The organism is Halodesulfurarchaeum formicicum, assembly GCF_001886955.1.
In the GTDB taxonomy this organism is placed as follows: Archaea; Halobacteriota; Halobacteria; order Halobacteriales; family Halobacteriaceae; genus Halodesulfurarchaeum; species Halodesulfurarchaeum formicicum.
The window spans coordinates 1,139,291-1,165,528 of sequence record NZ_CP016804.1 but is presented as its reverse complement, the minus strand read 5'-3'; the positions used below and the strand labels follow the sequence as shown (position 1 = coordinate 1,165,528).

Annotated in this window: 29 protein-coding genes and 1 other RNA gene; 20 read left to right on the top strand and 10 right to left on the bottom strand. The window is 63.4% G+C overall.

The window, feature by feature from the left end:
- Positions 1–41: 41 nt before the first annotated feature.
- The gene (locus tag HSR6_RS06140) at positions 42–881 is read left to right on the top strand and encodes a geranylgeranylglycerol-phosphate geranylgeranyltransferase (protein ID WP_070365072.1); all 840 of its coding nucleotides are present in this window, start codon (positions 42–44) and stop codon (positions 879–881) included.
- Between the two features lie 15 nt (positions 882–896).
- On the opposite strand, the gene HSR6_RS06135 is transcribed toward HSR6_RS06140, so the two are convergent.
- On the bottom strand, positions 897–1,175 hold the full coding sequence (locus HSR6_RS06135) for a DUF5798 family protein (RefSeq protein WP_070365071.1): 279 nt from the start codon (positions 1,173–1,175) through the stop codon (positions 897–899).
- A gap of 90 nt (positions 1,176–1,265) precedes the next feature.
- On the opposite strand from HSR6_RS06135, the gene ffs reads away from it, so the two are divergent.
- An RNA gene (gene ffs / locus HSR6_RS06130) (signal recognition particle sRNA) lies at positions 1,266–1,579 on the top strand.
- Positions 1,580–1,597: 18 nt separating this feature from the next.
- Here ffs and HSR6_RS06125 read toward each other — a convergent pair.
- Genes HSR6_RS06125 through HSR6_RS06115 form a run of 3 tightly spaced genes read right to left on the bottom strand, consistent with a single transcriptional unit; the run spans position 1,598 to position 3,040 of the window.
- Positions 1,598–2,476 (bottom strand): mechanosensitive ion channel family protein, encoded by an 879-nt coding sequence (locus HSR6_RS06125; RefSeq protein WP_071933107.1) that lies wholly within the window; start codon positions 2,474–2,476, stop codon positions 1,598–1,600.
- Complete coding sequence (locus HSR6_RS06120) at positions 2,473–2,718, bottom strand: YhbY family RNA-binding protein (protein ID WP_070365069.1); 246 nt, start codon at positions 2,716–2,718, stop codon at positions 2,473–2,475. The genes HSR6_RS06125 and HSR6_RS06120 overlap by 4 nt, the downstream gene beginning before the upstream one ends.
- 49 nt (positions 2,719–2,767) lie before the next feature.
- Positions 2,768–3,040, bottom strand: coding sequence for a ribonuclease P protein component 4 (locus tag HSR6_RS06115; protein ID WP_070365068.1), 273 nt, complete (start codon positions 3,038–3,040; stop codon positions 2,768–2,770).
- 103 nt (positions 3,041–3,143) lie between these two features.
- On the opposite strand from HSR6_RS06115, the gene HSR6_RS06110 reads away from it, so the two are divergent.
- The 3 genes from HSR6_RS06110 to HSR6_RS06100 are packed head-to-tail and all read left to right on the top strand — an operon-like array spanning position 3,144 to position 5,896.
- Positions 3,144–4,142 (top strand): glycosyltransferase family 4 protein, encoded by a 999-nt coding sequence (locus HSR6_RS06110; RefSeq protein WP_071933106.1) that lies wholly within the window; start codon positions 3,144–3,146, stop codon positions 4,140–4,142.
- A gap of 36 nt (positions 4,143–4,178) precedes the next feature.
- Complete coding sequence (locus HSR6_RS06105) at positions 4,179–5,276, top strand: glycosyltransferase (RefSeq protein WP_070365066.1); 1,098 nt, start codon at positions 4,179–4,181, stop codon at positions 5,274–5,276.
- 53 nt (positions 5,277–5,329) lie between these two features.
- Complete coding sequence (locus HSR6_RS06100) at positions 5,330–5,896, top strand: pyruvate kinase alpha/beta domain-containing protein (protein WP_070365065.1); 567 nt, start codon at positions 5,330–5,332, stop codon at positions 5,894–5,896.
- Here the strand turns inward: HSR6_RS06100 and HSR6_RS06095 are convergent, their stop codons facing one another.
- Both HSR6_RS06095 and HSR6_RS06090 read right to left on the bottom strand, forming a co-directional pair.
- Complete coding sequence (locus HSR6_RS06095) at positions 5,897–6,226, bottom strand: hypothetical protein (RefSeq protein WP_070365064.1); 330 nt, start codon at positions 6,224–6,226, stop codon at positions 5,897–5,899.
- Between the two features lie 44 nt (positions 6,227–6,270).
- A complete protein-coding gene (locus tag HSR6_RS06090) occupies positions 6,271–7,035 on the bottom strand; it encodes a DUF2797 domain-containing protein (RefSeq protein WP_070365063.1) in 765 nt (254 codons plus the stop codon).
- Positions 7,036–7,125: 90 nt separating this feature from the next.
- Here HSR6_RS06090 and HSR6_RS06085 point away from each other — a divergent pair, with 90 nt between their 5' ends.
- Positions 7,126–8,376: a Glu/Leu/Phe/Val family dehydrogenase gene (locus HSR6_RS06085; protein ID WP_071933105.1), complete on the top strand. Its 1,251-nt coding sequence runs from the start codon at positions 7,126–7,128 to the stop codon at positions 8,374–8,376.
- Here HSR6_RS06085 and HSR6_RS06080 read toward each other — a convergent pair whose 3' ends face one another.
- The 3 genes from HSR6_RS06080 to HSR6_RS11130 are packed head-to-tail and all read right to left on the bottom strand — an operon-like array spanning position 8,377 to position 10,125.
- Positions 8,377–9,522 carry a pyridoxal phosphate-dependent aminotransferase gene (locus HSR6_RS06080; RefSeq protein ID WP_071933104.1) on the bottom strand — a complete coding sequence of 382 codons (1,146 nt, stop codon included), beginning with the start codon at positions 9,520–9,522 and terminating at the stop codon, positions 8,377–8,379.
- Complete coding sequence (ribH, locus tag HSR6_RS06075; protein ID WP_070365060.1) at positions 9,519–9,920, bottom strand: 6,7-dimethyl-8-ribityllumazine synthase; 402 nt, start codon at positions 9,918–9,920, stop codon at positions 9,519–9,521. Before ribH ends, HSR6_RS06080 begins: the two co-directional genes overlap by 4 nt.
- 55 nt (positions 9,921–9,975) lie before the next feature.
- The gene (locus tag HSR6_RS11130) at positions 9,976–10,125 is read right to left on the bottom strand and encodes a DUF7557 family protein (RefSeq protein WP_198400401.1); all 150 of its coding nucleotides are present in this window, start codon (positions 10,123–10,125) and stop codon (positions 9,976–9,978) included.
- A gap of 91 nt (positions 10,126–10,216) precedes the next feature.
- On the opposite strand from HSR6_RS11130, the gene HSR6_RS06070 reads away from it, so the two are divergent.
- Genes HSR6_RS06070 through purE form a run of 3 tightly spaced genes read left to right on the top strand, consistent with a single transcriptional unit; the run spans position 10,217 to position 13,700 of the window.
- Positions 10,217–11,887 (top strand): flippase activity-associated protein Agl23, encoded by a 1,671-nt coding sequence (locus HSR6_RS06070; RefSeq protein WP_071933103.1) that lies wholly within the window; start codon positions 10,217–10,219, stop codon positions 11,885–11,887.
- 43 nt (positions 11,888–11,930) lie between these two features.
- Entirely contained in the window at positions 11,931–13,085 is a 1,155-nt protein-coding gene (locus HSR6_RS06065; protein ID WP_071933102.1) for a 5-(carboxyamino)imidazole ribonucleotide synthase, read from the top strand.
- A gap of 3 nt (positions 13,086–13,088) precedes the next feature.
- Complete coding sequence (purE, locus tag HSR6_RS06060; protein WP_070365057.1) at positions 13,089–13,700, top strand: 5-(carboxyamino)imidazole ribonucleotide mutase; 612 nt, start codon at positions 13,089–13,091, stop codon at positions 13,698–13,700.
- Between the two features lies 1 nt (position 13,701).
- Here the strand turns inward: purE and HSR6_RS06055 are convergent, their stop codons facing one another.
- Positions 13,702–15,513, bottom strand: coding sequence for a TIGR04190 family B12-binding domain/radical SAM domain protein (locus tag HSR6_RS06055; RefSeq protein ID WP_198400400.1), 1,812 nt, complete (start codon positions 15,511–15,513; stop codon positions 13,702–13,704).
- A 476-nt stretch (positions 15,514–15,989) separates the two neighbouring features.
- Here HSR6_RS06055 and HSR6_RS06050 point away from each other — a divergent pair, with 476 nt between their 5' ends.
- Genes HSR6_RS06050 through HSR6_RS06000 form a run of 11 tightly spaced genes read left to right on the top strand, consistent with a single transcriptional unit; the run spans position 15,990 to position 26,227 of the window.
- The gene (locus HSR6_RS06050) at positions 15,990–16,397 is read left to right on the top strand and encodes an NADH-quinone oxidoreductase subunit A (RefSeq protein ID WP_070365056.1); all 408 of its coding nucleotides are present in this window, start codon (positions 15,990–15,992) and stop codon (positions 16,395–16,397) included.
- Entirely contained in the window at positions 16,390–17,097 is a 708-nt protein-coding gene (locus HSR6_RS06045; protein WP_071933101.1) for an NADH-quinone oxidoreductase subunit B, read from the top strand. The genes HSR6_RS06050 and HSR6_RS06045 overlap by 8 nt, the downstream gene beginning before the upstream one ends.
- Positions 17,094–18,767, top strand: a complete 1,674-nt coding sequence (locus tag HSR6_RS06040) for an NADH-quinone oxidoreductase subunit D (RefSeq protein ID WP_071933100.1) — start codon at positions 17,094–17,096, stop codon at positions 18,765–18,767. Before HSR6_RS06045 ends, HSR6_RS06040 begins: the two co-directional genes overlap by 4 nt.
- Positions 18,767–19,831: a complex I subunit 1/NuoH family protein gene (locus HSR6_RS06035; RefSeq protein WP_070365053.1), complete on the top strand. Its 1,065-nt coding sequence runs from the start codon at positions 18,767–18,769 to the stop codon at positions 19,829–19,831. The genes HSR6_RS06040 and HSR6_RS06035 overlap by 1 nt, the downstream gene beginning before the upstream one ends.
- Positions 19,828–20,289, top strand: a complete 462-nt coding sequence (locus HSR6_RS06030) for a NuoI/complex I 23 kDa subunit family protein (RefSeq protein WP_070365052.1) — start codon at positions 19,828–19,830, stop codon at positions 20,287–20,289. The genes HSR6_RS06035 and HSR6_RS06030 overlap by 4 nt, the downstream gene beginning before the upstream one ends.
- Entirely contained in the window at positions 20,286–20,543 is a 258-nt protein-coding gene (locus HSR6_RS06025; protein ID WP_070365051.1) for an NADH-quinone oxidoreductase subunit J, read from the top strand. Before HSR6_RS06030 ends, HSR6_RS06025 begins: the two co-directional genes overlap by 4 nt.
- Positions 20,540–20,839 (top strand): hypothetical protein, encoded by a 300-nt coding sequence (locus HSR6_RS06020; protein ID WP_070365050.1) that lies wholly within the window; start codon positions 20,540–20,542, stop codon positions 20,837–20,839. Before HSR6_RS06025 ends, HSR6_RS06020 begins: the two co-directional genes overlap by 4 nt.
- Positions 20,839–21,144 (top strand): NADH-quinone oxidoreductase subunit NuoK, encoded by a 306-nt coding sequence (gene nuoK, locus HSR6_RS06015; protein ID WP_070365049.1) that lies wholly within the window; start codon positions 20,839–20,841, stop codon positions 21,142–21,144. The genes HSR6_RS06020 and nuoK overlap by 1 nt, the downstream gene beginning before the upstream one ends.
- A 1-nt stretch (position 21,145) precedes the next feature.
- Positions 21,146–23,203 carry an NADH-quinone oxidoreductase subunit L gene (gene nuoL / locus HSR6_RS06010; RefSeq protein ID WP_070365048.1) on the top strand — a complete coding sequence of 686 codons (2,058 nt, stop codon included), beginning with the start codon at positions 21,146–21,148 and terminating at the stop codon, positions 23,201–23,203.
- Positions 23,204–24,727, top strand: coding sequence for a complex I subunit 4 family protein (locus HSR6_RS06005; RefSeq protein WP_070365047.1), 1,524 nt, complete (start codon positions 23,204–23,206; stop codon positions 24,725–24,727).
- The gene (locus HSR6_RS06000; RefSeq protein WP_070365046.1) at positions 24,728–26,227 is read left to right on the top strand and encodes an NADH-quinone oxidoreductase subunit N; all 1,500 of its coding nucleotides are present in this window, start codon (positions 24,728–24,730) and stop codon (positions 26,225–26,227) included. It begins immediately after the preceding gene.
- Positions 26,228–26,238: the final 11 nt, after the last annotated feature.

Sequence of the window (26,238 nt, the reverse complement as noted above, 5' to 3'; positions counted from 1 at the left end):
GAGTCGTCTCACTTATCCCCCCGGCGACAGTGAGCGCCTGTATGAGCGGGGCTCCGTGGAGCTATCTGGAACTCACACGGCCGGTGAACAGCGTTGCAGCCGGTGTTCTGACGCTGATTGGCGGATTCATCGCTGCCGGGTTGGCCGCCGATGTCTGGTCGCTCGGTGCAGCCGTGCTTGCGACTGTCCTCGCGACCGGTGCGGGCAATGCCATCAACGATTACTTCGACCGGGAGATCGACCGGATCAACAACCCCGAGCGCCCGATTCCACGTGGCGACGTGCCCCCAATGGGGGCGCTTCTGTGGAGTGTAGGTCTGTTCGCCGTCGCGATCGCGCTCGCGGTGACGCTTCCACCGGTGGCAATTCTGATCGCGATCCTCAATTTCCTGGGGCTGGTCGCCTACACGACGCTGTTCAAGGGTCGACCAGGGGCGGGAAACGCGCTGGTGGCGTACCTGGGTGGGAGCACGTTTCTCTTTGGTGCTGCGGCTGTGGGCCGGGCGCGTGACGGGGTCGTCCTGTTCGCGCTCGCGGCGCTTTCGACGTTCGCCCGCGAAGTGATCAAGGATATCGAGGACATCTCGGGCGATCGGGCCGAGGGGCTCAATACGCTCCCAATCGCGCTGGGGGCGGATCGGGCGCTTGTGATCGCGGCAATCGCGTTACTGGCCGCGGTCCTCGCGAGTCCGGTCCCGTATCTCACCGGCCTGTTCGGATTGTCGTATCTCCTCGTGGTAGTTCCAGCCGACCTGCTCATGGTCGCGGCCCTGCTGCGAAGTCGCGCGTACCCGGGCACCGGCCAGCAGTGGCTGAAGTACGGGATGTTTCTCGCGGCGGCAGCGTTTATCGTCGGCAGAGTCAGTGTCGTTTTTGGCTAGTTCCGGGGGCTGTACCTACTGGTCGCTGTCGGTCGGTTCGGGGTCTGTCTGTCCGGAGTCTGTATCAGTGGTGTCGATCTGGTCGACCTCGATTCCCTCGGCGGTTGCGATTTCTTCCAGGAGTTCGCGTTGGTCGCTTAGCTCGTCTTCGACGGATTTGACACGGCTGTTCGTCTCTTCGATCGTGTCACGCATCGCCGCGAGATCCGACTTGAGGTCGTTGATCTTGGCGTAGAGGTCATCGGCCACGTCGACGACCTGCTGGAGTTTCTTCGCCGTGTTTCCCAGTCCCATACCCGATTATGGGAGAGTGGCCCTTTGGCCGTTTCGGCGTGGAGACGGTCGGCGACCCGAAAGGCCCTTAATGGCGAGTCGTGTATCGCCAGGTGGACTAGGCCGGGCGGTTTGGCCCCGCCCTTCGCCCGCACCATGGTCATTAGCGGGGGCCGAACGCCGAGGGCGTCCGGACAGACCGGTCCGGACCCCGGAAGCCGACAGCGAAGCCTCGTCCTTCGGGGACACCGGTTCGCGGGTCACCCCTGCAGGGGGGTCGATACCGCGATTTGTCGGTGGCAACCCGTCAGGCACGGAAGTGAGCAGCGGACCACCGAACGGGCGTCGCTCGAAGGGTCACGGGGTGGAGGAGGCGACCGGGACTATCCGGGTCGGAACGCCGGGCCACCTCGGCCCGTCCACCTATTCATCTCGCTATTCGATCAGTCAGCGAGTGCCGACTCCTCGACCGAGAGGTCCCCGTGCAGGACCCGCTGGGGATACGGAATGTCGATCCCTGCATCTTCGAGGGCCTCCTTGGTCGACTTGACGAACTCGGATTGCACCTTGACGAAGTCGGCTCGACTCGGATCTTCGATCCAGATTCGGGCTTGCAGCCCCACCGAGGAGTCATCGAGTGACGTGACACGCACGGAGGGACCGGGCTCATCCATGATTCCATCATGGGCGGTCGCCTCATCGAGAATGATCTCGGTGGCTTCCTCGATGTCGTCCTCATAGCCGATCCCGAAGACGAAGGTCCGCCGGAGTTTGTCCCCGTCGACCGGATTCTTGATGACGCCGTCGGTCAACTGTGAGTTCGGGACTGTCAGCAACTCGTTGTCGAAGGTCCGGATCCGGGAGACTCGAAGCGAGATGTCCTCCACGACCCCGGAGTGACCGTCCCACTCGATCCAGTCACCGATCCGGAAGGGCCGATCGGTGTAGATGAACACCCCCGCGACGAAGTTCTTGATGACATCCTGGAGCGCAAAGCCGATGGCCAGGGTCCCCGCGGCAGCGATCGTCGCGAGTGACTGCAGAAAGCCGGTGAAACCGGCCGCGCCGAAGGCCGCGGCGATCGCGACGAAGACGATGATGCCACTTGTGAGCCGCCGGATCGGCGTCCGTGCGTGGGCATCGAGTTCTCGGCGATCCATCCCTCGAGAGATAAGCGGTTGTATGAGGACTTTCCCCAGGGTGTAAATGATCAGGAACACGACGAGGAAGCTGATGGCCGACCCGATCGGAGCGGCGAAGGGAATCCCCATCCCGTCGAGGGCGGACCCGACCGGGCCCACCGCGAGTGGGGCCCCTATCATCGATGGTACACCCCCGTATTGCCTCGCGTCTCGATCAACTCGGCGTCGACCATCTCCGCGAGGTCGGCCGCGAGTTCGTCAGTTGAAGTTCCGCCTCGGGCCGATCGAAGGAACTTCACCTTCACCAGTTCCCGATTGGCCAGTTGATCGTCTAGTTCGTCCCGGACGGCTTCGATGCCTGACTTGCCGACCCAGACGGTGACGTCGAGGTCCTGGGCCTGTGCCCGATACTTTTCGCTCATCGATTCGAACAAACTGCGGTAGCTACGTCAAAGTTTGTTCTCCGGCCCGCTAGTACGGATAGCGCTTCTGGGCCCCACACGAACAGGTCAGGACCACGTGTCCCGACTGCGTGCGGACCCTGGCGTTCCGGCCAGGGATGAGATACGCGTCACAGGCATCACAGGTGAACCGATCGAGGCGTGTTGGGAGGGACAGGCGGTTCCGCTCGGCGATTCGGCGCGCCAGTCTCACGTATCGCCGTGCCCGGTCCATCCGGTCGGCCTTCGCGGCGGCGTGAGCGAGATCCGTCAGCCGCTCGATTCGCTCTGCCGGGATGGACATGGGAGAGAAATCGAGACGGCCGGGCAAGAACGTGTCGCGTCGCGATTGGAGTGGTGGATATTTATTGCCGCCTCGCCTGACCCCACACGATACCGGGGCGAAAATGAGGGTAAGTCACTACTTCGAATGGGAGCAGCATATCACGGGCGGGCACGCACAGTCCGTCAAAAACCAGCGGACGATGCTCGATCGGGCCGGCATCGAGTACACCACCCGCCCCTCACTGGACGTGGACCTCCTGCATCTCAACAACATGGGGCCCCGCTCGTTGCTCGCGGCCAAGCGCGCCCAGGCCGCCTCCGTTCCCGTTCTCATCCACACCCACCAGACTGCAGAGGACTTCGAGGGGAGTTTTGCCCTCTCTGATTTCCTCGCGAAACCGCTGCGTCCCTATCTGGAGTACGCCTACGACCAGGGCGATCACTTGATCTGTCCCTCCGAGTACAACCAGCGAACGATCCGAACCTACACCGAAACGCCCTCGACGGTGATCTCGAACGGCTACGACCCCCAGAAGATCGCCGGGTTCGAGTCGCTGCGTGAGACGTATCTCGATCGCTATGACCTCTCGCCGCCGGTGGTGTTCAACGTCGGGCACGTCATTCCCCGGAAGGGCCTGGAGACGTTCATCGAGACGGCTCGGCGGCTCCCAGATCTCGATTTCGCCTGGTTTGGCTTCCTGAACCCGACCGGGGGGCACTTCGATCGGATCCTCCGGAGTCGCGAGACCGAACGGCTGGTCGAATCAGCCCCCGAGAACGTCACGTTCACGGGATACATCGACGACATTCGGGGGGCCTACGCGGCCGGTGACATCTTCTTCTTCCCGACGCACAACGAAAACGAAGGGATGGCGCTGCTCGAAGCGATGGCCGCCGGGGCCCCGCCGGTGGTGCGGGACATTCCGACCTTCGAGTGGCTGGAGGACGGCCGGGACTGTCTCAAAGCCGAGACCGATTTCGTCCCGGCGATCGAATCCCTGCTGTCCGAAAAGCGACGAGCGGAGATCGGCGCCCAGGCCAACGCCCGAAGCGAGGCGTTCACCCTGGATGCGGTGCAGGCCGATCTCGTCTCGCTCTACAGGGAGATCGTGGGCGAGTAAGTAGGCTCTTAACGACCGGCCACAAACCCGGGGCTAATGCCACCAGCGGTCGCCGCATTCACGGATACGTATTTGCCAACCGTGAATGGCGTGACCTACACGATCTCGGCCTGGCGGGACCGCTACATCGAACGGGACGGCCGCATGGACGTGGTCTATCCCAGCAGTTCCTATGATCCGGCTCCGGGCGAACACCCTGTCCGGAGCTTCCCGTTTCCCTTCTACGAAGGGTACCGGCTGGGTGTCCCCAGCGTACCCGAGGCGGTAGCCGACGTGGATCTCGTCCACGCTCACTCGCCGTTTGCCGTCGGCCTCGCTGGGTATCGGCTTGCCCGTCGCGAATCGCTTCCGTTCGTCGTAAGCTATCACACCCCCACGGCCGAGTACGCTTCCTACGTTGCACCCGGCCCGCTCGCGGATCCTGTGGCGGCCGTAAGCAGCCGATGGGAACAGTGGTTTCTCGAGCGCGCTGACCTGGTCCTCGCTCCAAGCGACCGGACCGCTCGCTCGCTCCGAAAACGGCTGGACGGAGTGGTCGTGGAGGACCTTCCCAACGGCGTCGACACCACGCGGTTCGAGCCCACGGACACGACGGATTTCAAGACAAAATACGGGCTCCCCACGGATCGACCGCTGGTTGGATACACCGGCCGACACGGTCACGAGAAGAACCTGGGAGCGATCATCGACGCGGTCGAGCCGCTTGACGTCACGGTCGTTTTCGGCGGCGAAGGTCCAGCGACACAGTCCCTCCGGGAAGCGGCCGCGGCCCAGGACGTGGACACTCGTTTCCTGGGCTTTCTCGACCGGGAGGAGTTGCCGGCCTTCTACAGCGCCCTCGATGTGTTCGCGTTCCCGAGCCCCGTCGAGACACAGGGGATCGTCGCCCTGGAGGCGACGGCCTGTGGGACGCCTGTCGTGGGAGTAAACGCGGGCGCGCTCAGAGAAACCATCGTGGCAGGTGAAACTGGCTATCACTACGAACGAGGGGACATTATTGATTTCCGGGATGGAATTCAGCGAGCACTGGCCACCCAGGAGCAGCTCGCCGAAACTTGTCTGGCCTACCGATCCGAGATCAGCCTCTCGAACGCCATGAACCAGCTCGAAGCCGCATACGATCGGGTGCGTTGACCCCGATCGAGTTCGATACCAAACGTTACGGCCACATCGGGCGAACGGCTGCTATGATCGAGACTGACGAACTGGAAACCGAATCGGTTCTGGAACTCGCAGCCGAGTATGCGGACGAACACGGCATCGAGGACGTGGTCGTCGCTTCGACGTCCGGGGCGACCGGCGAGCAGGCCGCGGAAATCTTCGACCTCGCTGCACGAAACCTGACCGTGGTGGGTCACGCGGTGGGCTACAGCGAGCCCAACGAGCAGGAGTTCGATGACCGGGCACGCGAGGCCATCGAGGCGGCCGGTGGGACGGTGTTTCTGGGGCCGATGGTCTTCAGCAACGTCGGCGCGGCCATCAAAGACAGGGACGGCTTCTCGGCCCACGAACTGGTCGCGGACGTGCTCAGACTCTTCGGTCAGGGAACGAAAGTAACGCTGGAGTGCGTGCTAGCGGCCTGTGATGCTGGGCACGTCCCGGCCGGGAAGACTGTGCTGGCTGTGGCCGGAACGGGCGATGGGGCCGATACGGTGCTCGCGATCAAGTCAGCGAACAGCCGGGACCTCTTCGAGGCCCGGATCTTGAATGTAATCGCGAAGCCAAGCGACCCCGAGAACCTCTTTTATTGGTAGTTACTCGTCTTCGAGCGCGTCGGCGATGCGTTCGAGCTGGTCGGTCGCCGCACTGACCTCGTCACGGAGCGCTTCGACCTCTCGGGCCAGTCGAACGTTGTCGCCACCCTCGCTTCGGCCGCCGCCCATGCCACCGGGGCCGCCACCCATCATGCCGCCCATCATCTGTGCGAAGGGGTTACCGCCCATGCCGCCGGGTTCGCCACCCATCATCTCCTCCATGCGCTCGCGGCGATCCTCTTCGCCCCCTTCTTCCTCGCGTTGCTCGCGGATCTCCTCGACGCGTTCCCGGAAAGACTTCTCCTCGTCGTCAGTGGATTCGTCTGCCATGGCCCGGCTTTTGATGGGACGACTGAAAAGCTACCCGCAATCGGTTAACTTCGGTCGAACGCGCCCAGGCTGGCCTGTCGTTCAGACTCGGCCGCGCCATCCTGCAGTTCGAACCCGACGAGATCACGCAAGTCGACGGCATAGGTACTCTCACCGCGCTCCAGGACGAGCACACGGCCTCGTGTCCCACGCACCGTTCCGGCTGCCATGGTAGCCGTGATCGGGCGCGTCGAGAGGTCCAGGCCCCAGTCGAACTCGACCGCTTCTTCGATGGTGTGGGATTCGATCACCGATTCCCAGGCTGCGTGGTCCAGCGTCTGAGCAAGCCCGTCGATTTTCCGCTCGACTGGGATTCTATCAGGAACCTCGGTTGCCAGGTCGGCCTCGATCTGTCTGGCGATCCGCCCGTTCTCGACGGTCTTGATCTGGACCCCTCGGCGAGCGCCCTGCTCTGCGAGTCGGCGTTTGAACCGCCAGGAACGGGTCACGCCGACTTTGAACGTCGCCGGCTCGAACGCAGCCAGGTAGACCACGTGTTCCTCGTGACACGTCTCCAGGGGCATCGCACAGTTCCCTCGACAGGTCGCACAGGCCCAGGTCGTCGAGTGGATATCACAGTAGGGAGCCGTCGGACGGGCGCAAGCGTGGTGGTCCGTCCCGTCCGTCGAACCTGCACAGTGACGCTCACCGAGGCCGTAATCCAGGGTTTGCCCCCGAGTGAGTTCCAGGGTGCTGACGGTGCCGTCGGTGGCGAGTTCGAGGGCCGCCGGTGCCGTCGGCGTCCCGGGTTCGTAGCCCACTACTTGCACGTCCGCGGTTCGGGCAGGGGGCGGTAAATCGGTACCGTTCCGATTGGCGGGGGCGACATGCTTTTCGGCGTTCACCCGGAGTGTTTGCGCATGGATACCACGAACCCGCTTGCGAGTCTCCGGGCACAGGTAACGCGGGCTGCCGAACCCCTGGAACTCGATCCGGGTGTGCTCGATGGCCTCAAAGCCCCCGATCGGCTCCTCGAAACGACACTCGAAGTGCGGATGGACGACGGTCGGATCGAGACGTTCACGGCCTATCGCTCGCAGTTCGATGGGGCCCGTGGCCCATACAAGGGTGGGATCAGGTACCACCCCCAAGTGACTCGCGAGGAGGTAATCGCACTCTCGGGGTGGATGACGTTCAAGACCGCTGTCGTGGGACTGCCCTTCGGCGGGGGCAAGGGCGGCATTGCCTTCGATCCCCGTTCGCACTCGGCGGCCGAAATCGAGCGGATCACCCGCTCGTACGCGACCGAACTGCGACCCATCATCGGAGTCGACCGGGACATCCCTGCCCCAGACGTGAACACCGGGCAGCGCGAGATGAACTGGCTGAAGGACACATACGAGACCCTCGAAGGAACCACCGAACCGGGGGTCGTGACCGGCAAAGCGATCGAAAGCGGTGGGAGTGCCGGCCGCGTCGAGGCCACCGGTCGCTCGGTTTTTCTCGCTGCCCGGGAGGTCTTTGCCCACCTGGACCGAGACCTGAGTGGAGCCACGGTGGCCGTCCAGGGCTTCGGGAACGTCGGGGCGACGGCCGCCCGATTCCTCCACGAGGCCGGAGCCAACGTGGTGGCAGTGAGTGATTCCTCGGGTGGGGTCTATCTGGAGTCGGGCCTGGATCCGACGGATGTGTTGGCGAGCAAACGGGAGGGCGACTCGGTCGTCGATCACCACGTTGGGGAGAAGCTGACAAACGAGGATGTGTTGACACTAGATGTGGACCTCCTGATTCCGGCCGCGCTCGAAGGCGCGATCGACGCCGACCTCGCGCCGGCCGTTCAGGCCGACGTGATCGTCGAGGGGGCAAACGGCCCGCTCACGGACGACGCCGACCGGCAGCTGCAATCCCGAGATGTCACGATCGTGCCTGACATCCTCGCGAACGCGGGGGGCGTGATTGTGTCCTACCTCGAGTGGGTGCAAAACCGACAGCGCCATTACTGGGAGGAATCCCGAGTCAACGCGGAACTGGAGGATCGAATCGTCGCGGCCTTCGAAGAGATAACCGAGACCGTCGAGGAGCGAGGTGGTTTGGACCTCCGGACGGCCGCCTATTCGGTTGCAATTGACCGAATCCGGCAGGCGGCAGCGGAACGTGGCGTCTGGCCGTAGTCAATCGAGGAATCCGGCCTCGGCGAGACGGTCGACGCCTTCTCGGAGGCGCCGTTCGTCGGCTGCATAGGAGAGGCGGGCGTAGCCCGGCGCGCCAAACGCGCTGCCCGGAACCGTCGCGACGTGGGCCTCTTCTAAGGCTGCGGTACACCAGGCTTCGTCGTCATCGTCGACGGGGAGCATCATGTAGAAGGCGCCCTCGGGGGTCGGGACGTCGATGCCGTGTTCGGCGAACGCCTCGATAAGCATGTCTCGCCGGTCTTCGAAGGCCTCGACCATCTCGGCCGTCGGCTCCGAGGGCCCTTCGAGCGCTTGGAGGCCCGCATGCTGGACGAAGGTTGCCGCGGAGGAGACCGAATGGGACTGGATCTTGCCGGCCTGCTCGATCAGGCCTTCGGGGGCGGCGAAGTAGCCCAGGCGCCAGCCGGTCATGGCATACGCCTTCGAGAAGCCGTTGACCGTGACGGTGCGCTCACCCATCCCGTCGAGGGTCGCGAGACTCACGTGCTCGCCCGCGTACCGGATCTGTTCGTAGATCTCGTCCGCGATGACCGTAATGTCATACTTCACAGCGAGGTCACGAACGCCCTCCATGGCCGCCCGTGAGTAAACCGCGCCGCTGGGGTTGTTCGGGGAATTGACGATCAGGAGTTCGGTGTCCGACGAGACCGCCGCTTCGAGGGCGTCGAGTGCCGGTTCGAGCTGGAAGTCGGTCTCGCGTAGATCGACCCGGGTCAGGTCAGCGCCGGCGATCTCGGCCATCGCCGCATACGAGACCCAGGCGGGATCGAGGAGGACGACCTCGTCACCGTCCTCGACGACCGTATGGACCACCTCGAAGAGCGCCTGTTTCGCCCCGGGCGTGACCATCACGTTCTCCGGACCGTAGGGCATTCCCTGGGCGGCGAGGTCCTCTGCGATGGCCTCGCGGAGTTCGGGGATCCCCTTCGATGGCGAGTAGTGGGTCTCGCCACGGGTGATCGCGTCCCGACCGGCGGCTTTGATGTGCTCGGGGGTCTCGAAGTCCGGTTCGCCGACCGAGAGGTCGACTACGTCGACGCCCTCCGCGGTCAGTTCGGCGGCGAGCGAACTCACGGCGAGGGTCGCACTCGGTTCGACACGAGTGACACGATCGGTGTAGTTCATCGGTCCTCCGCGAGTGCGATCGCACTCTCCACGGTTTCGGCCCCTTTGTCGATGCGATCGCGGGCTTCCTCGGCAGTCATGCCCGGGCCCGTGACTCCGAACGCGACCGGGGTGTCCCGATCGAGGCTCACGTCGGTGAGTCCCTGCGCGCAGGCGTTCGCGATGACCTGGTCGTGGTCCGTGTCGCCCGTGATGATCGTCCCGAGGACGGCGACCGCGTCGATGCCTTCACGGCGCGCGAGTCGGTCTGCAGCCAGCGGGGCATCGTACGCACCGGGGACGTGGATCGTCTCGCGTATCTCGACGCCCGCGTCGGCGGCGGCCTCGTTGGCGGCGGCCTCCATCTGTTCGGTTATGTGTCGGTTGAATTCGGCGACGACTAACCCAAGAACCACCATGGCCGACCGGTCGGTCGCCGCGCTCAAAACGCTACCGTTCCCCCGCTTGGACCGATTACTCCGAGTACCCTTCCTGCATGAACGCCCCGTCGGTCTCGTACATCGTGACGAGTTCCTCGATGAACTCCTCGATTGATTCCCCCTCCTCGCAGTGGCCCTGGAGCCGTTCGTAGAGGTCGGCGTCGATTTCGATTGTGGTCCCCATCACGCTAGTCTTTGACGGGCACCACTGTAGGTTCTTCGACGGATCGACCCGGACCCGCTCACTTTTTGTTTCGGGGCCTGAAATCCCTGCCATGAATCTCCGCAGGGTCGATCGCCGCCACGTTCTCGCGGCGCTCGCCGTTCTCACTGCGTTCGGGCTGCTCGCCCGGTTCGCGGTCCTGGGCGGGCGGGTCTTTCACTGGGACGAAGCCCGGGTGGGCTACTGGACGCTTCGGTATCTCGAAACCGGCGTCTGGGAGTACCGACCGATCGTCCACGGGCCGGTGCTCTTTCACGTCAACGCGTTTCTCTTCGAGACCGTGGGAACGAGCGACGCGATCGCCCGTTCAGTCGTCGCCCTGGTGGGCGGGTTGCTCCCGCTCTCGGCCTACCTGTTCCGTTCGCGACTCTCGAATTCCGAGGTGATCCTCTTCGGCCTGATCCTCGCCGTGGAGCCGGTTTTGCTCTACTACGGGCGATTCATGCGAAACGACGTGCTGGCCGCCGGGTTCGCGCTGGTCGCGCTTGGGTTCCTCCTTCGGTTTATCGACACCCGTCACGAGTGGAACCTGTACGCGGCCGTCCCGGGGTTAGTGCTTGCCCTTGGGACAAAAGAGATCGCACTGGTCTACGTGGGGGTCTGGCTGGGGGCGCTCCTTCTCCTGCTCGATCATCGCCTCTTCGTCGCTCGCGAGGAAGGCACGACCTGGCTGGCGGTTACTGAACCGCTGGCGAAACGACTCATTCGGGGTCTCAAAGGGTACCGATGGCCGATTACCTTCGCTCTCGCCGAATTCCTCTTGCTCGTCGTGTTGCTGTTCGCGCCGCGCCCGGAACTGTACCAGGCTCTTGCCGCGCCAGGTAAACTGCCAGGGGTCGTCCACGCGGCCACGGTGGAGAGCGCTCGTGCCCTGTTCGGCCAGTGGATCGCGGGCGGTCACGAGCACAGTTACGTTGCGTTCCTCGGCGAAGCGCTGTTGACGACCGCCACAGTGAGCCTCCCGCTCGTTTTCTTTGCCGTCTTCGGGTTTCTCGCGGATCGGTATACTGGCGACCGCCCGCGGGATCTCGTCTCGTTTGCGTTCTACACCGGAATCACGATTTACCTGCTCTATCCCGCGATCACGGACATCTCGGCCCCGTGGAGTCTCGTTCACGCGTTCGTTCCGCTCGCGATTCCAGCCGCGGTGGGGCTCCGGATATCCCTGGACTGGGGGTTGGATGCCTGGGACACCGAGGACTGGATCGGAATCGCGCTCGTGGCGATCGTCCTCCTGTCCGTCGTCGGACAGGTCGGATTCACCGCGTACGACACGTCCTATCGGGCCCCCCAGGACGACGACAACCCGCTCGTACAGTACGGCCAACCGGCCGGGGATCTCCGGCCCACTCTCATGGACATCGATGCCGTTGCACAGTCAAACACTGGGACTGACGTGGTGTTCTACGGTGATCACTTCGCCGTGACCGACGAGTCGGTGGCCGATCAGTACCCCGCGAACTCGAACTGGCTGAATCGGCTCCCGCTCGCATGGTATCTGGAGCGGTCCGGGGCGACGACGGCCAGCGCGACCAGTCCGAACGGACTGCCGGAGAATCCGCCCGTCGTCATCGCCCGGGTCGAACACTACGGTGAACTCGCGGATCATCTCGAAGGCTACGAGTCCCGGACGTACGAGTTAACCTCTCACGGGACCGAAACGGTCGTCTTCCTGGACCCCTCGGCTCTGGATAATCCACGAACGTGGTCATTTCGCTCCTGACTCGGCAACGTTTATCCACTTCCGTTGACAACCGTTCCACCGAATGACGAATTCGCTTCCCGAGACGACCCTCGGAATCGTGGGTGGCGGTCAACTCGGCCGAATGCTTGGGGAGGCCGCCAGTCCGCTCGGGGTCGAGACAGTCGTACTCGATCCGACACCGGACTGCCCGGCCTTTCCGCCGGCTGCTGATCAGATCGAAGCGGCATTCGACGATCAGTCCGCCGTGCAAGCGCTCGCAGAGCGCGTAGATGCATTGACCCTGGAGATCGAGCTTGCAGATCCCGAAAGTCTGGAATCGGTCGCCGAATCGACGGACACGCCCGTCCACCCGGCCCCCCATGACCTGCGGGTGACCCGAGACAAACTGACCGAGAAGGAGACACTCGATGCGGCTGGCATTCCGGTCGCGCCCTATCGGGGGGTGGATTCGGCGGCCGAACTCGAGTCGGCTCTCGCGGAACTCGGCTCGCCGCTGATGCTCAAGGCCCGGACTGGTGGGTACGACGGGCGTGGCAACGTGGTCGTCGACAGCGTCGATGCCGCAACCGCCGCGTTCGGCTCGCTTTCGGGGCTCGTGGCGGAGTCCCTCGTGGATTTCGAACGGGAACTCAGTGTCATCGGGGTCCGGGGTGCCGGGGAGACCGCGATTTACCCCGTCGGAGAGAACATCCACGAGGAGGAGATCCTTCGTGAGACACTCGTGCCCGCCCGGACAACCGAATCACGGCGGGAGCGAGCGAGTGAGGTCGCCCGATCGGTCCTCTCGGTTTTCGAGGGGCGTGGTGTCTTCGGGATCGAACTCTTCGAAACGAGCGATGGCGAAATTCTGGTCAACGAAATCGCCCCGCGACCGCACAACTCCGGGCACTACACCATCGAGGGGGCCGTGACCTCCCAGTTCGAACAGCACGTTCGAGCGGTTCTGGGTCTCCCGCTTGGGTCGACCGCCCTCCGGGAGCCCACGGCCATGGCGAACCTGCTCGGTGACAGCGGTAACTCGCGCCCGGTCTCCCTGCTCGGGGTTGATGACCTGCTTGGAATGGATGGCGTTCACCTTCACTGGTACGGCAAGCGGGACGTTCGCCCGCTACGGAAGATGGGCCACGTTACGGTGACCGGGTCGGATTTGGCTGCAAACCACGAGCGAGTCAAAGCGGCGAGGGAAACACTCAGGTTCGGGCCGGCGGATACCTGAGCTATGACCGACGTTGCTGCCCTTCGAAAGTTGTTCGAGGCCGAAGCCGAGCGGGACCGTCCGGAGAGCGACCGGCCGGACGTGGGTATCATCATGGGAAGTGATTCGGACCTGGATGTGATGGCCGGGGCTGGGGAGGCCCTGGAGGAACTGGGATTTGTCGAACTCACGGATTACGACGACCCCCCAGAAGCCGAATACACCTACGAGTCCTGGGTCGTCTCGGCCCATCGGACCCCCGACCTGCTCTATGCGTACGGCGAAACTGCTCCGGACCGCGGGCTGGACGTCATCCTCGCCGGTGCGGGCGGCAAATCCGCCGACCTGCCGAACATGACGGCGTCGATCGCGTATCCGATCCCGGTGATCGGGATTCCAGTTCAGGAGAAGTCCGTCGATTCCGTGCTCGGTATGCCAACCGGCGCTCCAATCACCGCTGTCGACGCGGGGAAGTCATTCAACGCGGCGCTCTCGGCAGTTCAGATCCTCGCCCGGACCGACGAAACACTGCGGGAGCGGCTGGTGGAGCGCCAGGAAACACAGGCTGCTGACGTGGCGACGGTGTCAGAGTCGCTGCACCGCCAGGGAACGACGGCGTTTCGGGAATCGCGGTAAGTTACTTTTTGACGGCTCGACCGTTCGTGAATCGCTGCTTGAGGTCCTGAACCAGGAGTTTTGCACCAAGGCCGGCCAGGGCGAGCCCGTTCCGGAACCCGTTGCTCGGCCACCAGAGTTCGTCCGCGCCAGCGATGCTGTTCTCGCCGAAGTCGTCGAAGGCCGAGTATTCGTCGAAGAGTGCCTTGAGCTCCTCGTCCCGTTCGGATTCGGGGGTGTTCTCGTACACCTCGTCGACCCGATTGACGAGTTCCTCTGAGGTCTCCAGGCGCTCCATCATCGTCTCGTAGGTATCTTGCTCCAACAGCCCGTGTTCGTACTTCAGCGTGTTCATCTTCCGGGCGGCCTCGTAGGTCGCATCCGCGATGTCGTCCCGGCTGAGGTGCTCGGTTTCGTAGCTCAACATCCGCTTCCAGCTGGGTTCGAGGAGGAGCTGGCGGTAGTCCTCCAGGGAGTCGGCGTGGACCTCGAAACCGTACTCCTCGCGCTGCTCGAAGGCCGGGCTCCCCGGGTCGAGGAACGGGGCGTAGGGCGCGACGAACGGGATGATCCGCTCGTCGTCGATGTCCTCCAAAATGTGTTCGGCGTACTCGACACAGCCCACGGCGTCCTCGTAGGTCTGGTCCGGGAGGCCGATCATGTAGAAGAGATCGATGTTCTGACAGCCGTTGTCCAGGGCCGCCCGCATCGTGTTCTCGATGGCCTCGTTCGAGACGGCGAACTTCCCCATCTCCTTGCGGACTCCGGGGACGTGGGATTCGGGGCTCAACTCCAGGCTGTAGCTCTCGACGGCCTCGTCGATCATTCGGAAGTACTCCTCGTCGGCCGGGCCGAAAAGTTCGAAGATGAACTCGTTTGGGACGTCCTCGTCCGCGAGTCTGTCGAAGAATTCCTGGGCGTAGTCCCAGCCGCCCATCCGCAGGTCGTGGACGACGAATATCGGGCCCTCCGAGAAGGAGCGAATCGTCCTGATGTCCTCGATCAGCTTTTCGGGCGATCGGAATGCCGGCTCTTGCCGGCCGTGGACGTCGCCATACGAGTTTGCGCCGCCACAGAACGAGCAGGCGTGCCGACAGCCTCGCGAGGTGAGCAACATCGTGATGGGCTTGTCGAGCCATCCCCGGTGAGGAATTACCTTGCGGACACTCCCGTACTTGAACACGGACTTGACCGCGTAGGTATAGGAAGGAATCGAGGAGTCGTCCAGGGCCTCCGGCATGTAGGTCAGTTCGTTGACGACCGTTTCGCCATCCTCTTGGTAGGTCAGGTTTGGAACCTCGGAGAGGTCACCGCCCGTTTTGACCGTCTCGACGAGCTTTGCGACCGGCTCCTCGGTCGAATCACCTCGAACCACGTAGTCTACGGAGGGGTACTCGATGAGGTCTTCGTGGAAGTACGTCGAACTGAGCCCCCCGAAGACAACCGGGGCCTCCGGGTGGTGTTTCTTGATGAGTCGGGCGACCTCGATCGCCCCGTGGGCGTGTGGGAGCCAGTGGAGGTCCACGCCGAACATCCAGGCGTCGGATTCGGCGATCTCTCGTTCGACGTCGAACTCGGAGTCGACGAGCATCTCGTGGGCCAGATTGACGATCTGAGCGTTGTACCCGTTCCGCTCCAGGGTGTCCGCGATACTCGTCAACCCGATCGGATACATCTCGAAGACCGGCGATGACGGGATGACGTCGCTGATCGGTCCGATAACTTCCGGACGCTCCCGGAAGTCGTAGATACTGGGTGGGTGAAAGAAGGTCACGTCCGGTTTGGAGACGAACATGTCCGTCACCCCATCGAGACCGAGCGTCTTCATTCCCATACCGTTCCTATCGGCTCAAGTACCAAGGCCCTGGTGGTTTCACTCAAGAATCTCTGGTTTCGCGAGACGCCCAATACTGCCCGAAAACACGGGCTAAATCGTGCTACCGATTCTCTAGCTGTCCCGATCTTCCCGATTCATATCACAGATTCGGGATGCCGTTCGAATGGGGAGACACCCATCAGGCCCACGTCTCTGCGTGCCTGGTGTCTCGATCCCGTCGGCTGTCGAGGGTAGAAAATCAGGCACATACCCAGGGCTCATCCGCATCGATCTGACGCCCAACTCGGTTAGTTCTCAAACACCAGACACGAGCGAACGCGAATTGAATGATGTCACCACGACCCAAATGTGTGTCAATCCTCTGCATATGGTAACAGCTGAAACACCCAAAAATACGGGTTACACGGGAACTATCGCAAGAATCAATGTTTATAGTGGGGGGAAACAAAGCCCCGAGTGTTACGAATCCACTTATGAATCCATGGATCGCTGTCGGCATGTTGGCCGTCGTCGCGATTGCCATCATCGGGGCGATGATGGGCATATCGCGACTGCTGCGCCCTGACGTGCCGGAACAAAGCAAACGGACGACCTACGAAAGTGGGGAAGTACCGACTGGTAACACACACGTGCGGTTCAACATCCAGTACTACATGGTCGCGCTGTTGTTCCTCGTGTTCGACATCGAGACCGTGTTGATATTCCCGTGGACGTCGATTTACCGGGATATCGCTGGGACGGAAGGCCTGCTGTGGGCTCTGGGGCCGATGGTCCTGTTCATCGGCATTTTGATCGTGGCCCTGGCATGGGCCTGGCGCAACGGCGCGCTCGGCTGGGTGCGGAACCCGCGCTACGAACGGAGGATGTCGAGACATGAGTAGAGAACAGCCACGAGACGACGTCGTCGAACCGGCCGCCCCCTCGACCGACACCCGGGACACCCGGATCGGCGAGGGCGTGGACAACCGGTTCAACTCGAAGCTTCGGGAGGCCCTCGGGTCGACCCCGTTCATCTTGACCAAACTGGACAAGTTCATGAACTGGGCCCGGGGGTCCTCGATGTTCATGCTGCAGTTCGGGATCGCTTGCTGCAGCATCGAGATGATGCACAGTTACTCGGTGAAACACGACCTCGACCGCTTCCACTCCGGCGTTCCGCGGGCCTCCCCGCGGCAGGCCGACGTGATGATCATTCCGGGGACGATCGTCTCGAAGTTCGCCCCCCGGATGAAGCGGGTCTACGACCAGATGCCCGAACCCAAGTTCGTCGTGAACATGGGCAACTGTTCGGCCTCCGGCGGTCCGTTCCAGGAGGGGTACAACGTCGTGAAGGGTGCCGAAGAGATCGTTCCGGTCGACATCCACGTGCCGGGTTGCCCGCCGCGGCCCGAGGCACTCATCTACGGCATCGTCAAGCTCCAGGAGCGCATCGCCAACGGGGAGTCTTCGGCCGTGACGGTGAAACCCTACGAACTCGAACAGTTCGGGGATCTTGATCGTGACGAGGTCGTCGACCACCTCGCAAGCGAGATCGACGAAGAAACGCTGGTCATGCGGTACAACTGGGCTGATTCACCATGAGCACGCAGGACGAAACAGAGACGGAGCCGGACGTCGATGCGGTGGATTACGACGCCCTCGAGGAACTCCTGGGGGACAGTGTGGTCGATCGCGAGACCCATCACAACGCCGAGGCCTTCGTCGTTCGTGGCGACGCCGTACAGGACGCACTTTCCACGCTGAAGGCCGAAGGCTTTGACCATCTCGCGAGCGTGAGCGCCCAGGAACTCGAGGATCGCTACGAATCGATCTATCACCTTCGGCAGTACGACGACGCCCAGGCCGAAGTGAGCGTCGTGGTCCCCACGCCACGGGAGGATCCGTCCCACGAGAGTGCGGCACCGATCTACTCGACGGCGAACTGGCACGAGCGCGAGGCGTATGACCTCGTGGGCATGAACTACGAGGGGCACCCCGATCTGCGCCGTATTTTGCTTCCCCAGACCTGGCAGGGACACCCCCTCAGCAAGGACTACGATCAGGACAAACCCCAGATCGTCGCCCTCGAGAAGCACAAGAACCCGATCGAGGAGGACATGCAGGTCGAGACCGATGGCGACGATCTGGACACGATGTTCCTCAACATCGGGCCCCACCACCCCGCGACCCACGGCGTCTTGCACCTCAAGACGGTCCTGGACGGTGAGCAGGTGGCCGACGTCGAACCCGACATCGGCTACCTGCATCGGTGTCAGGAGCAGATGTGCCAGAACAGCACGTTCCGCCATCAGATCATGCCCTATCCGGACCGGTGGGACTACACGCCGGCGGGCATCCTGAACGAGTGGGCCTACGCGCGTGCGATCGAAGATCTGGCGGACATCGAGGTTCCGTACTACGCCCAGGTCATCCGGACGATGGCCGCGGAACTCACTCGCATCTCGGCTCACCTGCTCGCGGTGGCGACCTTCGGACTCGACATTGTCGGGGACTTCGCGGCCGTGTTCATGTATGCAATGCGGGACCGGGACTACGTGATGGACATCCTGGAGGACCTCACCGGGCAGCGGATGATGTACAACTATCTCCGCCTCGGCGGGGTCGTCTGGGACCTGCCCGAGCCCCGGGAGGAGTTCTTCGAGAAGATCCGCCAGTTCCTCGAGCAGCTGCCGGAGAAGACCGACGAGTACCACAACGTCCTCACGCAGAACGAGCTCTTCCAGATGCGGACGGTGAACACCGGCTACCTGGCCCCCGAAGTCGCCAAGGACTACGGGGCGACCGGCCCGGTGGCTCGTGCATCCGGTGTCGACTATGATCTTCGGCGTGATGACCCCTATGGCATCTACGACGAACTCGACTGGGACGTCATCACCAAGGAAGGTGGGGACAACTACGCCCGCCTGATGGTCCGGATGCAGGAAGTCGAGGAGTCCGCGAAGATCATCGAGCAGTGTATCAACATCCTCGAGGACTTCGACGAAGAGGAACGCGAGATCCAGTCCAACGTTCCGCGCAGCCTCAAGCCCGACCCGGGCCAGGAGATCTACAAGGCCGTGGAAGGGGCGAAAGGCGAACTCGGCATCTACATCCGCACGGACGGAACGGAGAAGCCCGCTCGCTTCAAGATCCGTGGTCCGAGCTTCGTCAACCTCTCGGCTCTCAAGGAGATGTCTGAAGGTGAACTGATCTCCGACCTGGTCGCGACCATCGGGAGTCTCGACATCGTGCTGGCGGAGGTGGATCGCTGATGGCTTCGTCCGCACCGCTGGTCGATCACATCTCCGGGTTGTTGAACCTGGAGGGGCTCCTTGGAGAGGTCGTTTCCGGGATCCTCGGTTCCCTGATCATCGCGGTCATCGTGTTGCTGTTCGCGGCCCTCGCGGGCCCGTACATGAAGCGGAAGATCACGTCGGCGTTTACCGACCGGATCTCCGTCGACCGGGTCGGTCCCTACGGGATCGGAACGATCGCGGTGGACGCGATCCGCCTGCTCACCAAAGAACGGATCGTTCCCGAGAACGTCGATCGGCCGGCCTGGGACCTCGGTCCGATGCTGGTCGTCATCTCCGCGACGATGGGCTTTGCCGTCATCCCGTTCGGGAGCGGCCTCCATCTGGCCGATCCGTCGGTCGGTGTTGTCTATCTGTTTGCCGTCTCTTCGATCGCCTCCCTGGGGATGGTTTCGGGCGCGTACGCGTCGAACAACAAATACTCGTTCCTGGGCGGGCTCCGGGCGGTCTCACAGAACATCGCTTACGAGATTCCGCTCGTCCTGACGGGCGCGTCGGTCGTCATCTTTGCCGGTTCGCTTCGGATTTCGGACATCGTCGCTGCCCAGGCAGTCGACCTGATCTCGCTGGGGCCGATCGCGATTCCGGCCTGGTTCGGCTTCGTCAATCCCTTCGCGTTCGCGCTGTTCATGGCCGCGAACATGGCCGAGATCGGTCGGAACCCCTTCGACCTGCCGGAGGCGCCGAACGACCTCGTGGCGGGGTATCAGACGGAGTACTCGTCGGTGTACTTCGTTCTCTTCTACCTTGGAGAGTTCCTCCACATCTTCCTGGGCGCCGGGATCATCACGACCCTGTTCCTCGGCGGCCCGACGGCCCCGATCACCGCGCTGAACTTCATCCCCGGTATCGTCTGGTTCATCGCGAAAGTCTGGGGCGTGTTCTTCTTCACCCAGTGGGCCCGGTCGGCGGTCCCACGGGTTCGGCCTGACCAGCTGCTCGACATCGGCTGGAAGGGCATGCTCGGACTGGCCTTCGTGAACCTGCTCCTGACGGCCGTGATCGTCGGGGTGATCGTATGATAGGCGTACTCAAATCTCTCGCGACGACGATGAAGCATGCCCTCAACGGGGACACGATCACCGTTGAGTATCCCGAAGAGGCACCGGAAGTGAGCCCCCGGTTCCGGGGCATTCACAAGTGGAGCCAGGAGCGGTGTATCTGGTGTCGCCAGTGTGAGACGGTCTGTCCCAACGACACGATTCAGATCGTGATGGACGAGGACCGCAACGGCGAGCAGTACAACCTGCACGTCGGCCAGTGCATCTACTGCCGGCTCTGTGAGGAGGTCTGTCCCGTCGAGGCGATTCTCCTGACGGAGAACTTCGAGTTCACCGGAGACACCAAACACGACCTGGCTTACAACAAAGAACAGCTCAAGAACGTACCGTGGTACAAGGACATGGACCCGGTCAACGCTCGCGAATCTGATCGCGAGGCGTGGGTCGACGAGGGTGAAGGCGAGGTGGACTACCAATGATCGAGCAACTCACCTTCCTCCTCTTCGCGCTGTTCACGGTCGGCAGCAGTCTGGGCGTGGTCCTCGTGGACGACGTCTGGCACTCTGCCCTCTTCCTCGGGGCTGCACTGCTCAGTGTCGCCGTGCACTTCCTGCTCCTGAAGGCCGCCTTCCTCGCGGCCGTACAGGTGCTGGTCTACGTGGGCGGCGTGCTGATCCTGATCGCCTTCGCGGTCATGCTGACCCGCGATCCTGACGGAGGTGTTGGCGCATGACGACCCGGCCGGAAATTTCCACGAACATCGACGTATTGCCCGGTATCGCGGCCCTGGCTCTGTTCGCCGCGATGGCCGCAGCCATCCTGACTGCCGATTTCGGCGCCATCGTTGGCTTCGAGTCGGCCGCAGAAATCACCCGCAGCATCGGCTATTCCCTCTTCAACCTCGATCGGGCCGCACCGATCGTGGGCGGGGAGGGTTTCCTCTTGCCGTTCTTCGTCGTGGCGTTCGTGCTGGACGCCGCGCTGGGGGCGGCCGTGATGCTCTCGCGACGTGATGGAGGTGAGAACTGATGGTAGTCGAAACACAGTACTACGTGCTGCTCTCGGCGGCGATGTTCAGCATCGGTGTGTTCGGCCTGCTGACTCGCCGTAACGCGCTTCGGTTCCTCATGTCGGTCGAGCTCATGCTGAACGCGGCCAACGTCAATCTGGTCGCCTTCTCGGCCCAGTGGGGGAACGTTACCGGACAGACGTTCAGCCTGTTCGTACTCGCATTGGCAGCCGCTGAAGTCGCGGTCGGTATCGGGATCATCCTGGTGCTGTTCCGCAACTTCAGGGACGTAGACGTAACCGAACCCGCAACGATGAGGTGGTAAGATGGCAGGTGCATTTGACTTCGCCGCGGCGATCGCGCTGTTGCCGTTTGCCTCCTTCGTGGTCGCGATCCTCGCGGGGTACTTCACCCCGCGGCTCCTGCCGAAAGGCGGCGCGATCCCGGGGATCCTGGCAACGCTCGGCTCGCTGCTCGTGTCGGTGTGGCTTCTGGTCACAGTCAGTGGTACAGAGCAGTATTACAACGAAGAGATATACACGTGGACGACCGGGCTCGCGGGGGAGACCTTCGATCTGTCCTTCGGACTCCTCCTCGATCCGCTGTCCTCGTACATGCTGGTCATCGTCGCGCTGATCAGCTTCCTCGTGCACGTGTTCAGCCTCGGGTACATGAACGACGAGGGCGAGATCGGCCTGCCCCGGTACTACGCCGGCCTCGGGCTGTTCTCGTTCTCGATGCTCGCCTTCGTGATGGCCTCGAACATCCTGATGGCCTTCATGTTCTTCGAGCTCGTGGGCCTGTGCTCCTGGCTGCTTATCGGGTTCTGGTTCCGCCAGGAAGGGCCGCCGAGCGCGGCCAAGAAGGCGTTCCTGGTCACCCGCTTTGGGGACTACTTCTTCCTCATCGGCGTGGTGGCCATCTTCGCGACCTTCGGCACCGGCCTGTTCGCCCCGCGTGGGGACGAACTCGGCTTCCCGCAGCTCGCGACCGAGGCCCTGAGCGGCGAGATGCCCGCCGTCGTCTCGAACTTCCTCGGGACGATCGGCATGGAGCCACAGACGTGGTTCGCGATCATCGGCCTGCTCGTGCTGGGCGGCGTGATCGGGAAGTCCGCGCAGTTCCCGCTACACACCTGGCTGCCCGACGCGATGGAGGGCCCGACGCCGGTTTCAGCGCTCATCCACGCAGCGACGATGGTCGCAGCCGGTGTCTACCTGGTCATGCGGATGTACGGCTTCTACGCACAGCTTCCGACCGTGCTGGCGCTGATCGCGCTGGTCGGTGGCTTCACGGCCCTGATGGCCGCGACGATGGCCATCGTCAAGCGGGAGATCAAGCAGGTGCTCGCGTACTCGACGATCTCCCAGTACGGATATATGATGCTCGCCCTGGGGGCCGGCGGCTACGTCGCCGCGACCTTCCACCTGATGACACACGCCTTCTTCAAGGCGCTCCTGTTCCTGGGTGCGGGGTCGGTCATCATCGCGATGCACCACAACGAGAACATGTGGGACATGGGTGGTCTGCGCAAGCGCATGCCCGTGACCTACTACACCTTCCTCTCCGGCTCACTCGCGCTGGCCGGCATCTTCCCCTTCGCCGGCTTCTGGTCGAAAGACGAGATCCTCTACGAGGCGCTGATCCACGGCCTGGGAGGCCAGCCGCTGATCCTCCTGGCGTATGCCTTCGGACTCGTGGCCGTGTTCTTCACCGGCTTCTACACCTTCCGGATGGTCATCCTGACCTTCCACGGTGAGGCCCGCTCGGAGACGGCCGAGGACCCCCACCCCGTTCGCTGGAACGTCAAGTTCCCGCTCGTGGTCCTGGGCATCCTCGCGGCCGTGATGGGCCTGGTGAACATGGCCCCGGTCAAGGAGCTAACCGGCTGGGACATCACCTACCTGCATCACTGGTTCGAGACCGGTCTGCCGCAGGTCTCGCTCCACGAGTACCATCACCTGCTCGAATCCGCGGCCGGCTATCACGCCGTGGATCTCGCACCGTTCCTGCCGGCGGCGCTCTCCCTCGGGCTGGCCCTCGCCGGGGCGCTTCTGGCGATGGTCCTCTACCGCGGGCCGGCCCCGACGGCACACACGGACAAACTCGGATCGATAAAGACGCTGCTCTACAACAACTACTACCAGGACGAGTACCAGGTCTGGCTCGCTGAGGGCCTGACCTTGCCGCTCGCACGAGTCGCGGACAAGTTCGATCAGGGTATCATCGACGGTGTCGTCAACGGCATCTCCTCGGTGGCCCTGTTCGGTGGCTCGCGCATCCGGCGGCTCCAGACGGGGCGGGTGACCAACTACGCCGCCCTCCTTACGCTGGGGCTGGTGGTTCTCGTCGTGGCAATCGCCCTCGTTGGGGGGTGGTTCTAAATGATGATCGAGGCACTCATTCTCGTGACGGTGGCAAGCGCCGTCGCGGTCATGTTCGCGGACGACGAGCGAGCCGGTCGCCTCGCCTTCGGGCTGAGTCTGCTGCCCCTGGTTGGGTCGCTCCTGATGTTCCTGGGCTTCGATGGCTCCGGGAACGCACTGCTCGGCGGCGAGATCGCCTACGAAACACAACTGAGCTGGATCACACTCGGGGACCTGGAAGTCGGCTACCACGTCGGTGTCGACGGGATCGGGCTCTCCCTCGTGGTGCTCACCACGGTGCTGATGAGCCTGGCGCTGCTCTCGGCCTGGACGCCGATCGACGAGCGCCAGTCCCAGTTCTACGGCCTGATGCTGTTCATGGAGGCCAGCCTCCTCGGTGTCTTCACGGCCCTTGACTTCCTGGCCTGGTTCGTCGCCTGGGAGTTCGTCCTCGTGCCGATGTACTTCCTCATCGGCATCTGGGGCGGCCCGCGTCGCAAATACGCGGCGATCAAGTTCTTCGTCTACACCAACGTGGCCAGCCTGGTGATGTTCATCGGCTTTGTCGCGCTGGTCTTTGGCCTGCCGGTCAACACGTTCGACCTGCCGACGATCGCCCAGTCCCTCCAGGCTGGTGAACTCGGTTCGCTGGCTGGCATCGCGCCCGAGACGCTCAAGGCCGTGGCCTTCGTCGCGATCTTCGCCGGCTTCGCCGTGAAGGTCCCGATGGTGCCGTTCCACACCTGGCTTCCGGACGCCCACGTCGAGGCCCCGACACCAGTGTCGGTCATCCTGGCGGGGGTCCTCCTGAAGATGGGGACCTACGCGATGCTTCGATTCAACTTCACGATGCTCTCCGATCAGGCCCAGGCCTTTGCGGTTCCGATCGCGATCTTCGCGGTCGTGAGCGTGATCTACGGGGCCATGCTCGCCCTGGGACAGCAGGACCTCAAGCGGATCGTGGCGTACTCCTCGGTCTCCTCGATGGGTTATGTCCTCCTGGGACTGGTCGCGTACAACCTCTATGGCCTGGGTGGCGCGACCTTCCAGATGGTCGCCCACGGCCTCATCTCCGGACTGATGTTCATGTCCGTCGGTGTGGTCTACAACGTCGCCCACACGCGTATGGTGGGTGACCTCTCCGGGATCGCCGATCGGATGCCCCTGACGGCGACGGTCTTTACGGCCGCGGCCTTCGGGTACATGGGCCTGCCGCTGATGGCTGGCTTCGCCGGGGAGCTTTACATCTTCCTGGGCGGTATGCAGTCGACGGCCCTGCCCTACGCGCCGATCTTTACCGCGCTCGCGATGTTCGGCATCGTGATCGTGGCCGGCTACCTGCTCTTCGCGATGCAGCGGGTCCTCTTCGGGCCCTTCGAGGCGGACACCGACCACGAGATCGTTCCGGCACCGGTCACTGACCGGATCGCCATCGTGGCACTGGTCCTCCTCGTGATCCTGCTCGGGACCGCGCCCGACCTGATCTACGGGATGATCCAGGACGCGGTACAACCGATCCTCACAATCGGAGGTGGACTGTAGATGGTCGAACTGCCCTATCTGACGCCGCAGTATCTGTTCGCGATCACGGCCATGGCGCTGTTGATCGCCGATACGATCTACCCCAAGTCCCGTCGGCCCGATCTGCTGGCGGCGATCGCTGGCATCGGCCCGGCGCTCGTGGCACTGAGCAGCGCGTGGTTCCTGGCTGCCGGGACGGGTCAAGCAGCGACTGTCCCGGCCCTGTTCGAGGGCATGGTCGTGGTCGACGGGATGAGCCTGTTCTTCACGTTCATCTTCGGGGCCGTAACCCTGCTCGTGGTGATCGCGAGTTACGATTACCTCGAGGGGTCCGAACGGATGGCGGAGTACTACTCGCTCGTCGTCCTGGCGGCCCTCGGGATGAGTCTGATGGCCAGCGCGAACAACCTCGCGATGGTCTTCATCAGCCTCGAACTGGCCTCCCTGCCTTCCTACGGGCTGGTGGCCTACCTCAAGCGTGACCAGGGAAGTGTCGAAGCCGGTCTGAAGTACTTCCTCATCGGCGCGCTGTCCTCGGCGATCATGGTCTACGGTATCAGCCTGGTCTACGGGGCGACCGGCACGCTGCATCTCGCCGGTGTTGCCGAAGCCATTCCCTCGCTCGGTGGCCTTGACGGCCTGCTGGGCCTCGGACTGGTGATGGTGCTGGGCGGCTTCCTCTTCAAGACCGCCAGCGTCCCCTTCCACTTCTGGGCGCCCGAGGCATACGAGGGTGCACCAGCGCCGATTTCGGCGTTCATCTCCTCGGCCTCGAAGGCGGCCGGCTTCGCCGTTGCCTTCCGTGTGCTCGTGTGGGGCTTCCCACTTGAGGCCGTCGCCGAGACGGTCCCGTGGGCCTGGGTGCTCGTGATCCTCGCGATCGTCACGATGACACTCGGGAACTTCGCTGCCGCGACCCAGGAGCGGGTCAAGCGGATGCTCGCGTACTCCTCGATCGGGCACGCGGGCTATGTCCTCATCGGGCTGGCCGCCCTGGCCGGGCCCGGTGACCTGGCGACGGACTCCCTGGTGCTCGGAGCGGCGATGATGCACCTGCTGGTCTATGGCTTCATGAACACCGGGGCCTTCCTCTTCGTGGCCCTGGCCGAACACTGGGACGTCGGCCGGACCTTCGAGGACTACAACGGCCTCGCCCGGAAGGCACCCTACGTGAGCGTCGCGATGACCATCTTCATGTTCAGCCTGGCCGGGCTCCCGGTCGGGGGCGGCTTCCTCTCGAAGTACGTCCTCTTTGCCGGGGCCGTCCAGGCTGGCTTCTGGTGGCTCGCCGGGATCGCCGCGATCAACAGTGCGATCTCGCTGTTCTACTACTCACGGGTCGTGAAGGCCCTCTGGATCGAGGACCCGGCCGAAACGCTCTCCATCGGTGAGACGCCGACTGGGATGTACGCGGCCGTTATCGGTGCCGCTGCTGTAACCGTCGTGTTGCTGTTCGCCTTCGACCCCGTCGCCGAGACGGCGATCTCGGCGGCCTCACTGCTGCTCGAAGGCGGCGTCTGACCGGAGAGACA

Excerpts from the sequence above, each read along its gene's own strand:
- HSR6_RS06140 (WP_070365072.1), top strand. The coding sequence starts at position 42 with ATGAGCGGGGCTCCGTGGAGCTATCTGGAACTCACACGGCCGGTGAAC.
- HSR6_RS06135 (WP_070365071.1), bottom strand. The coding sequence starts at position 1,175 with ATGGGACTGGGAAACACGGCGAAGAAACTCCAGCAGGTCGTCGACGTG.
- HSR6_RS06125 (WP_071933107.1), bottom strand. The coding sequence starts at position 2,476 with ATGATAGGGGCCCCACTCGCGGTGGGCCCGGTCGGGTCCGCCCTCGAC.
- HSR6_RS06120 (WP_070365069.1), bottom strand. The coding sequence starts at position 2,718 with ATGAGCGAAAAGTATCGGGCACAGGCCCAGGACCTCGACGTCACCGTC.
- HSR6_RS06115 (WP_070365068.1), bottom strand. The coding sequence starts at position 3,040 with ATGTCCATCCCGGCAGAGCGAATCGAGCGGCTGACGGATCTCGCTCAC.
- HSR6_RS06110 (WP_071933106.1), top strand. The coding sequence starts at position 3,144 with ATGAGGGTAAGTCACTACTTCGAATGGGAGCAGCATATCACGGGCGGG.
- HSR6_RS06105 (WP_070365066.1), top strand. The coding sequence starts at position 4,179 with ATGCCACCAGCGGTCGCCGCATTCACGGATACGTATTTGCCAACCGTG.
- HSR6_RS06100 (WP_070365065.1), top strand. The coding sequence starts at position 5,330 with ATGATCGAGACTGACGAACTGGAAACCGAATCGGTTCTGGAACTCGCA.
- HSR6_RS06095 (WP_070365064.1), bottom strand. The coding sequence starts at position 6,226 with ATGGCAGACGAATCCACTGACGACGAGGAGAAGTCTTTCCGGGAACGC.
- HSR6_RS06085 (WP_071933105.1), top strand. The coding sequence starts at position 7,126 with ATGGATACCACGAACCCGCTTGCGAGTCTCCGGGCACAGGTAACGCGG.
- HSR6_RS06080 (WP_071933104.1), bottom strand. The coding sequence starts at position 9,522 with ATGAACTACACCGATCGTGTCACTCGTGTCGAACCGAGTGCGACCCTC.
- ribH (WP_070365060.1), bottom strand. The coding sequence starts at position 9,920 with ATGGTGGTTCTTGGGTTAGTCGTCGCCGAATTCAACCGACACATAACC.
- HSR6_RS11130 (WP_198400401.1), bottom strand. The coding sequence starts at position 10,125 with ATGGGGACCACAATCGAAATCGACGCCGACCTCTACGAACGGCTCCAG.
- HSR6_RS06070 (WP_071933103.1), top strand. The coding sequence starts at position 10,217 with ATGAATCTCCGCAGGGTCGATCGCCGCCACGTTCTCGCGGCGCTCGCC.
- HSR6_RS06065 (WP_071933102.1), top strand. The coding sequence starts at position 11,931 with ATGACGAATTCGCTTCCCGAGACGACCCTCGGAATCGTGGGTGGCGGT.
- purE (WP_070365057.1), top strand. The coding sequence starts at position 13,089 with ATGACCGACGTTGCTGCCCTTCGAAAGTTGTTCGAGGCCGAAGCCGAG.
- HSR6_RS06055 (WP_198400400.1), bottom strand. The coding sequence starts at position 15,513 with ATGGGAATGAAGACGCTCGGTCTCGATGGGGTGACGGACATGTTCGTC.
- HSR6_RS06050 (WP_070365056.1), top strand. The coding sequence starts at position 15,990 with ATGAATCCATGGATCGCTGTCGGCATGTTGGCCGTCGTCGCGATTGCC.
- HSR6_RS06045 (WP_071933101.1), top strand. The coding sequence starts at position 16,390 with ATGAGTAGAGAACAGCCACGAGACGACGTCGTCGAACCGGCCGCCCCC.
- HSR6_RS06040 (WP_071933100.1), top strand. The coding sequence starts at position 17,094 with ATGAGCACGCAGGACGAAACAGAGACGGAGCCGGACGTCGATGCGGTG.
- HSR6_RS06035 (WP_070365053.1), top strand. The coding sequence starts at position 18,767 with ATGGCTTCGTCCGCACCGCTGGTCGATCACATCTCCGGGTTGTTGAAC.
- HSR6_RS06030 (WP_070365052.1), top strand. The coding sequence starts at position 19,828 with ATGATAGGCGTACTCAAATCTCTCGCGACGACGATGAAGCATGCCCTC.
- HSR6_RS06025 (WP_070365051.1), top strand. The coding sequence starts at position 20,286 with ATGATCGAGCAACTCACCTTCCTCCTCTTCGCGCTGTTCACGGTCGGC.
- HSR6_RS06020 (WP_070365050.1), top strand. The coding sequence starts at position 20,540 with ATGACGACCCGGCCGGAAATTTCCACGAACATCGACGTATTGCCCGGT.
- nuoK (WP_070365049.1), top strand. The coding sequence starts at position 20,839 with ATGGTAGTCGAAACACAGTACTACGTGCTGCTCTCGGCGGCGATGTTC.
- nuoL (WP_070365048.1), top strand. The coding sequence starts at position 21,146 with ATGGCAGGTGCATTTGACTTCGCCGCGGCGATCGCGCTGTTGCCGTTT.
- HSR6_RS06005 (WP_070365047.1), top strand. The coding sequence starts at position 23,204 with ATGATGATCGAGGCACTCATTCTCGTGACGGTGGCAAGCGCCGTCGCG.
- HSR6_RS06000 (WP_070365046.1), top strand. The coding sequence starts at position 24,728 with ATGGTCGAACTGCCCTATCTGACGCCGCAGTATCTGTTCGCGATCACG.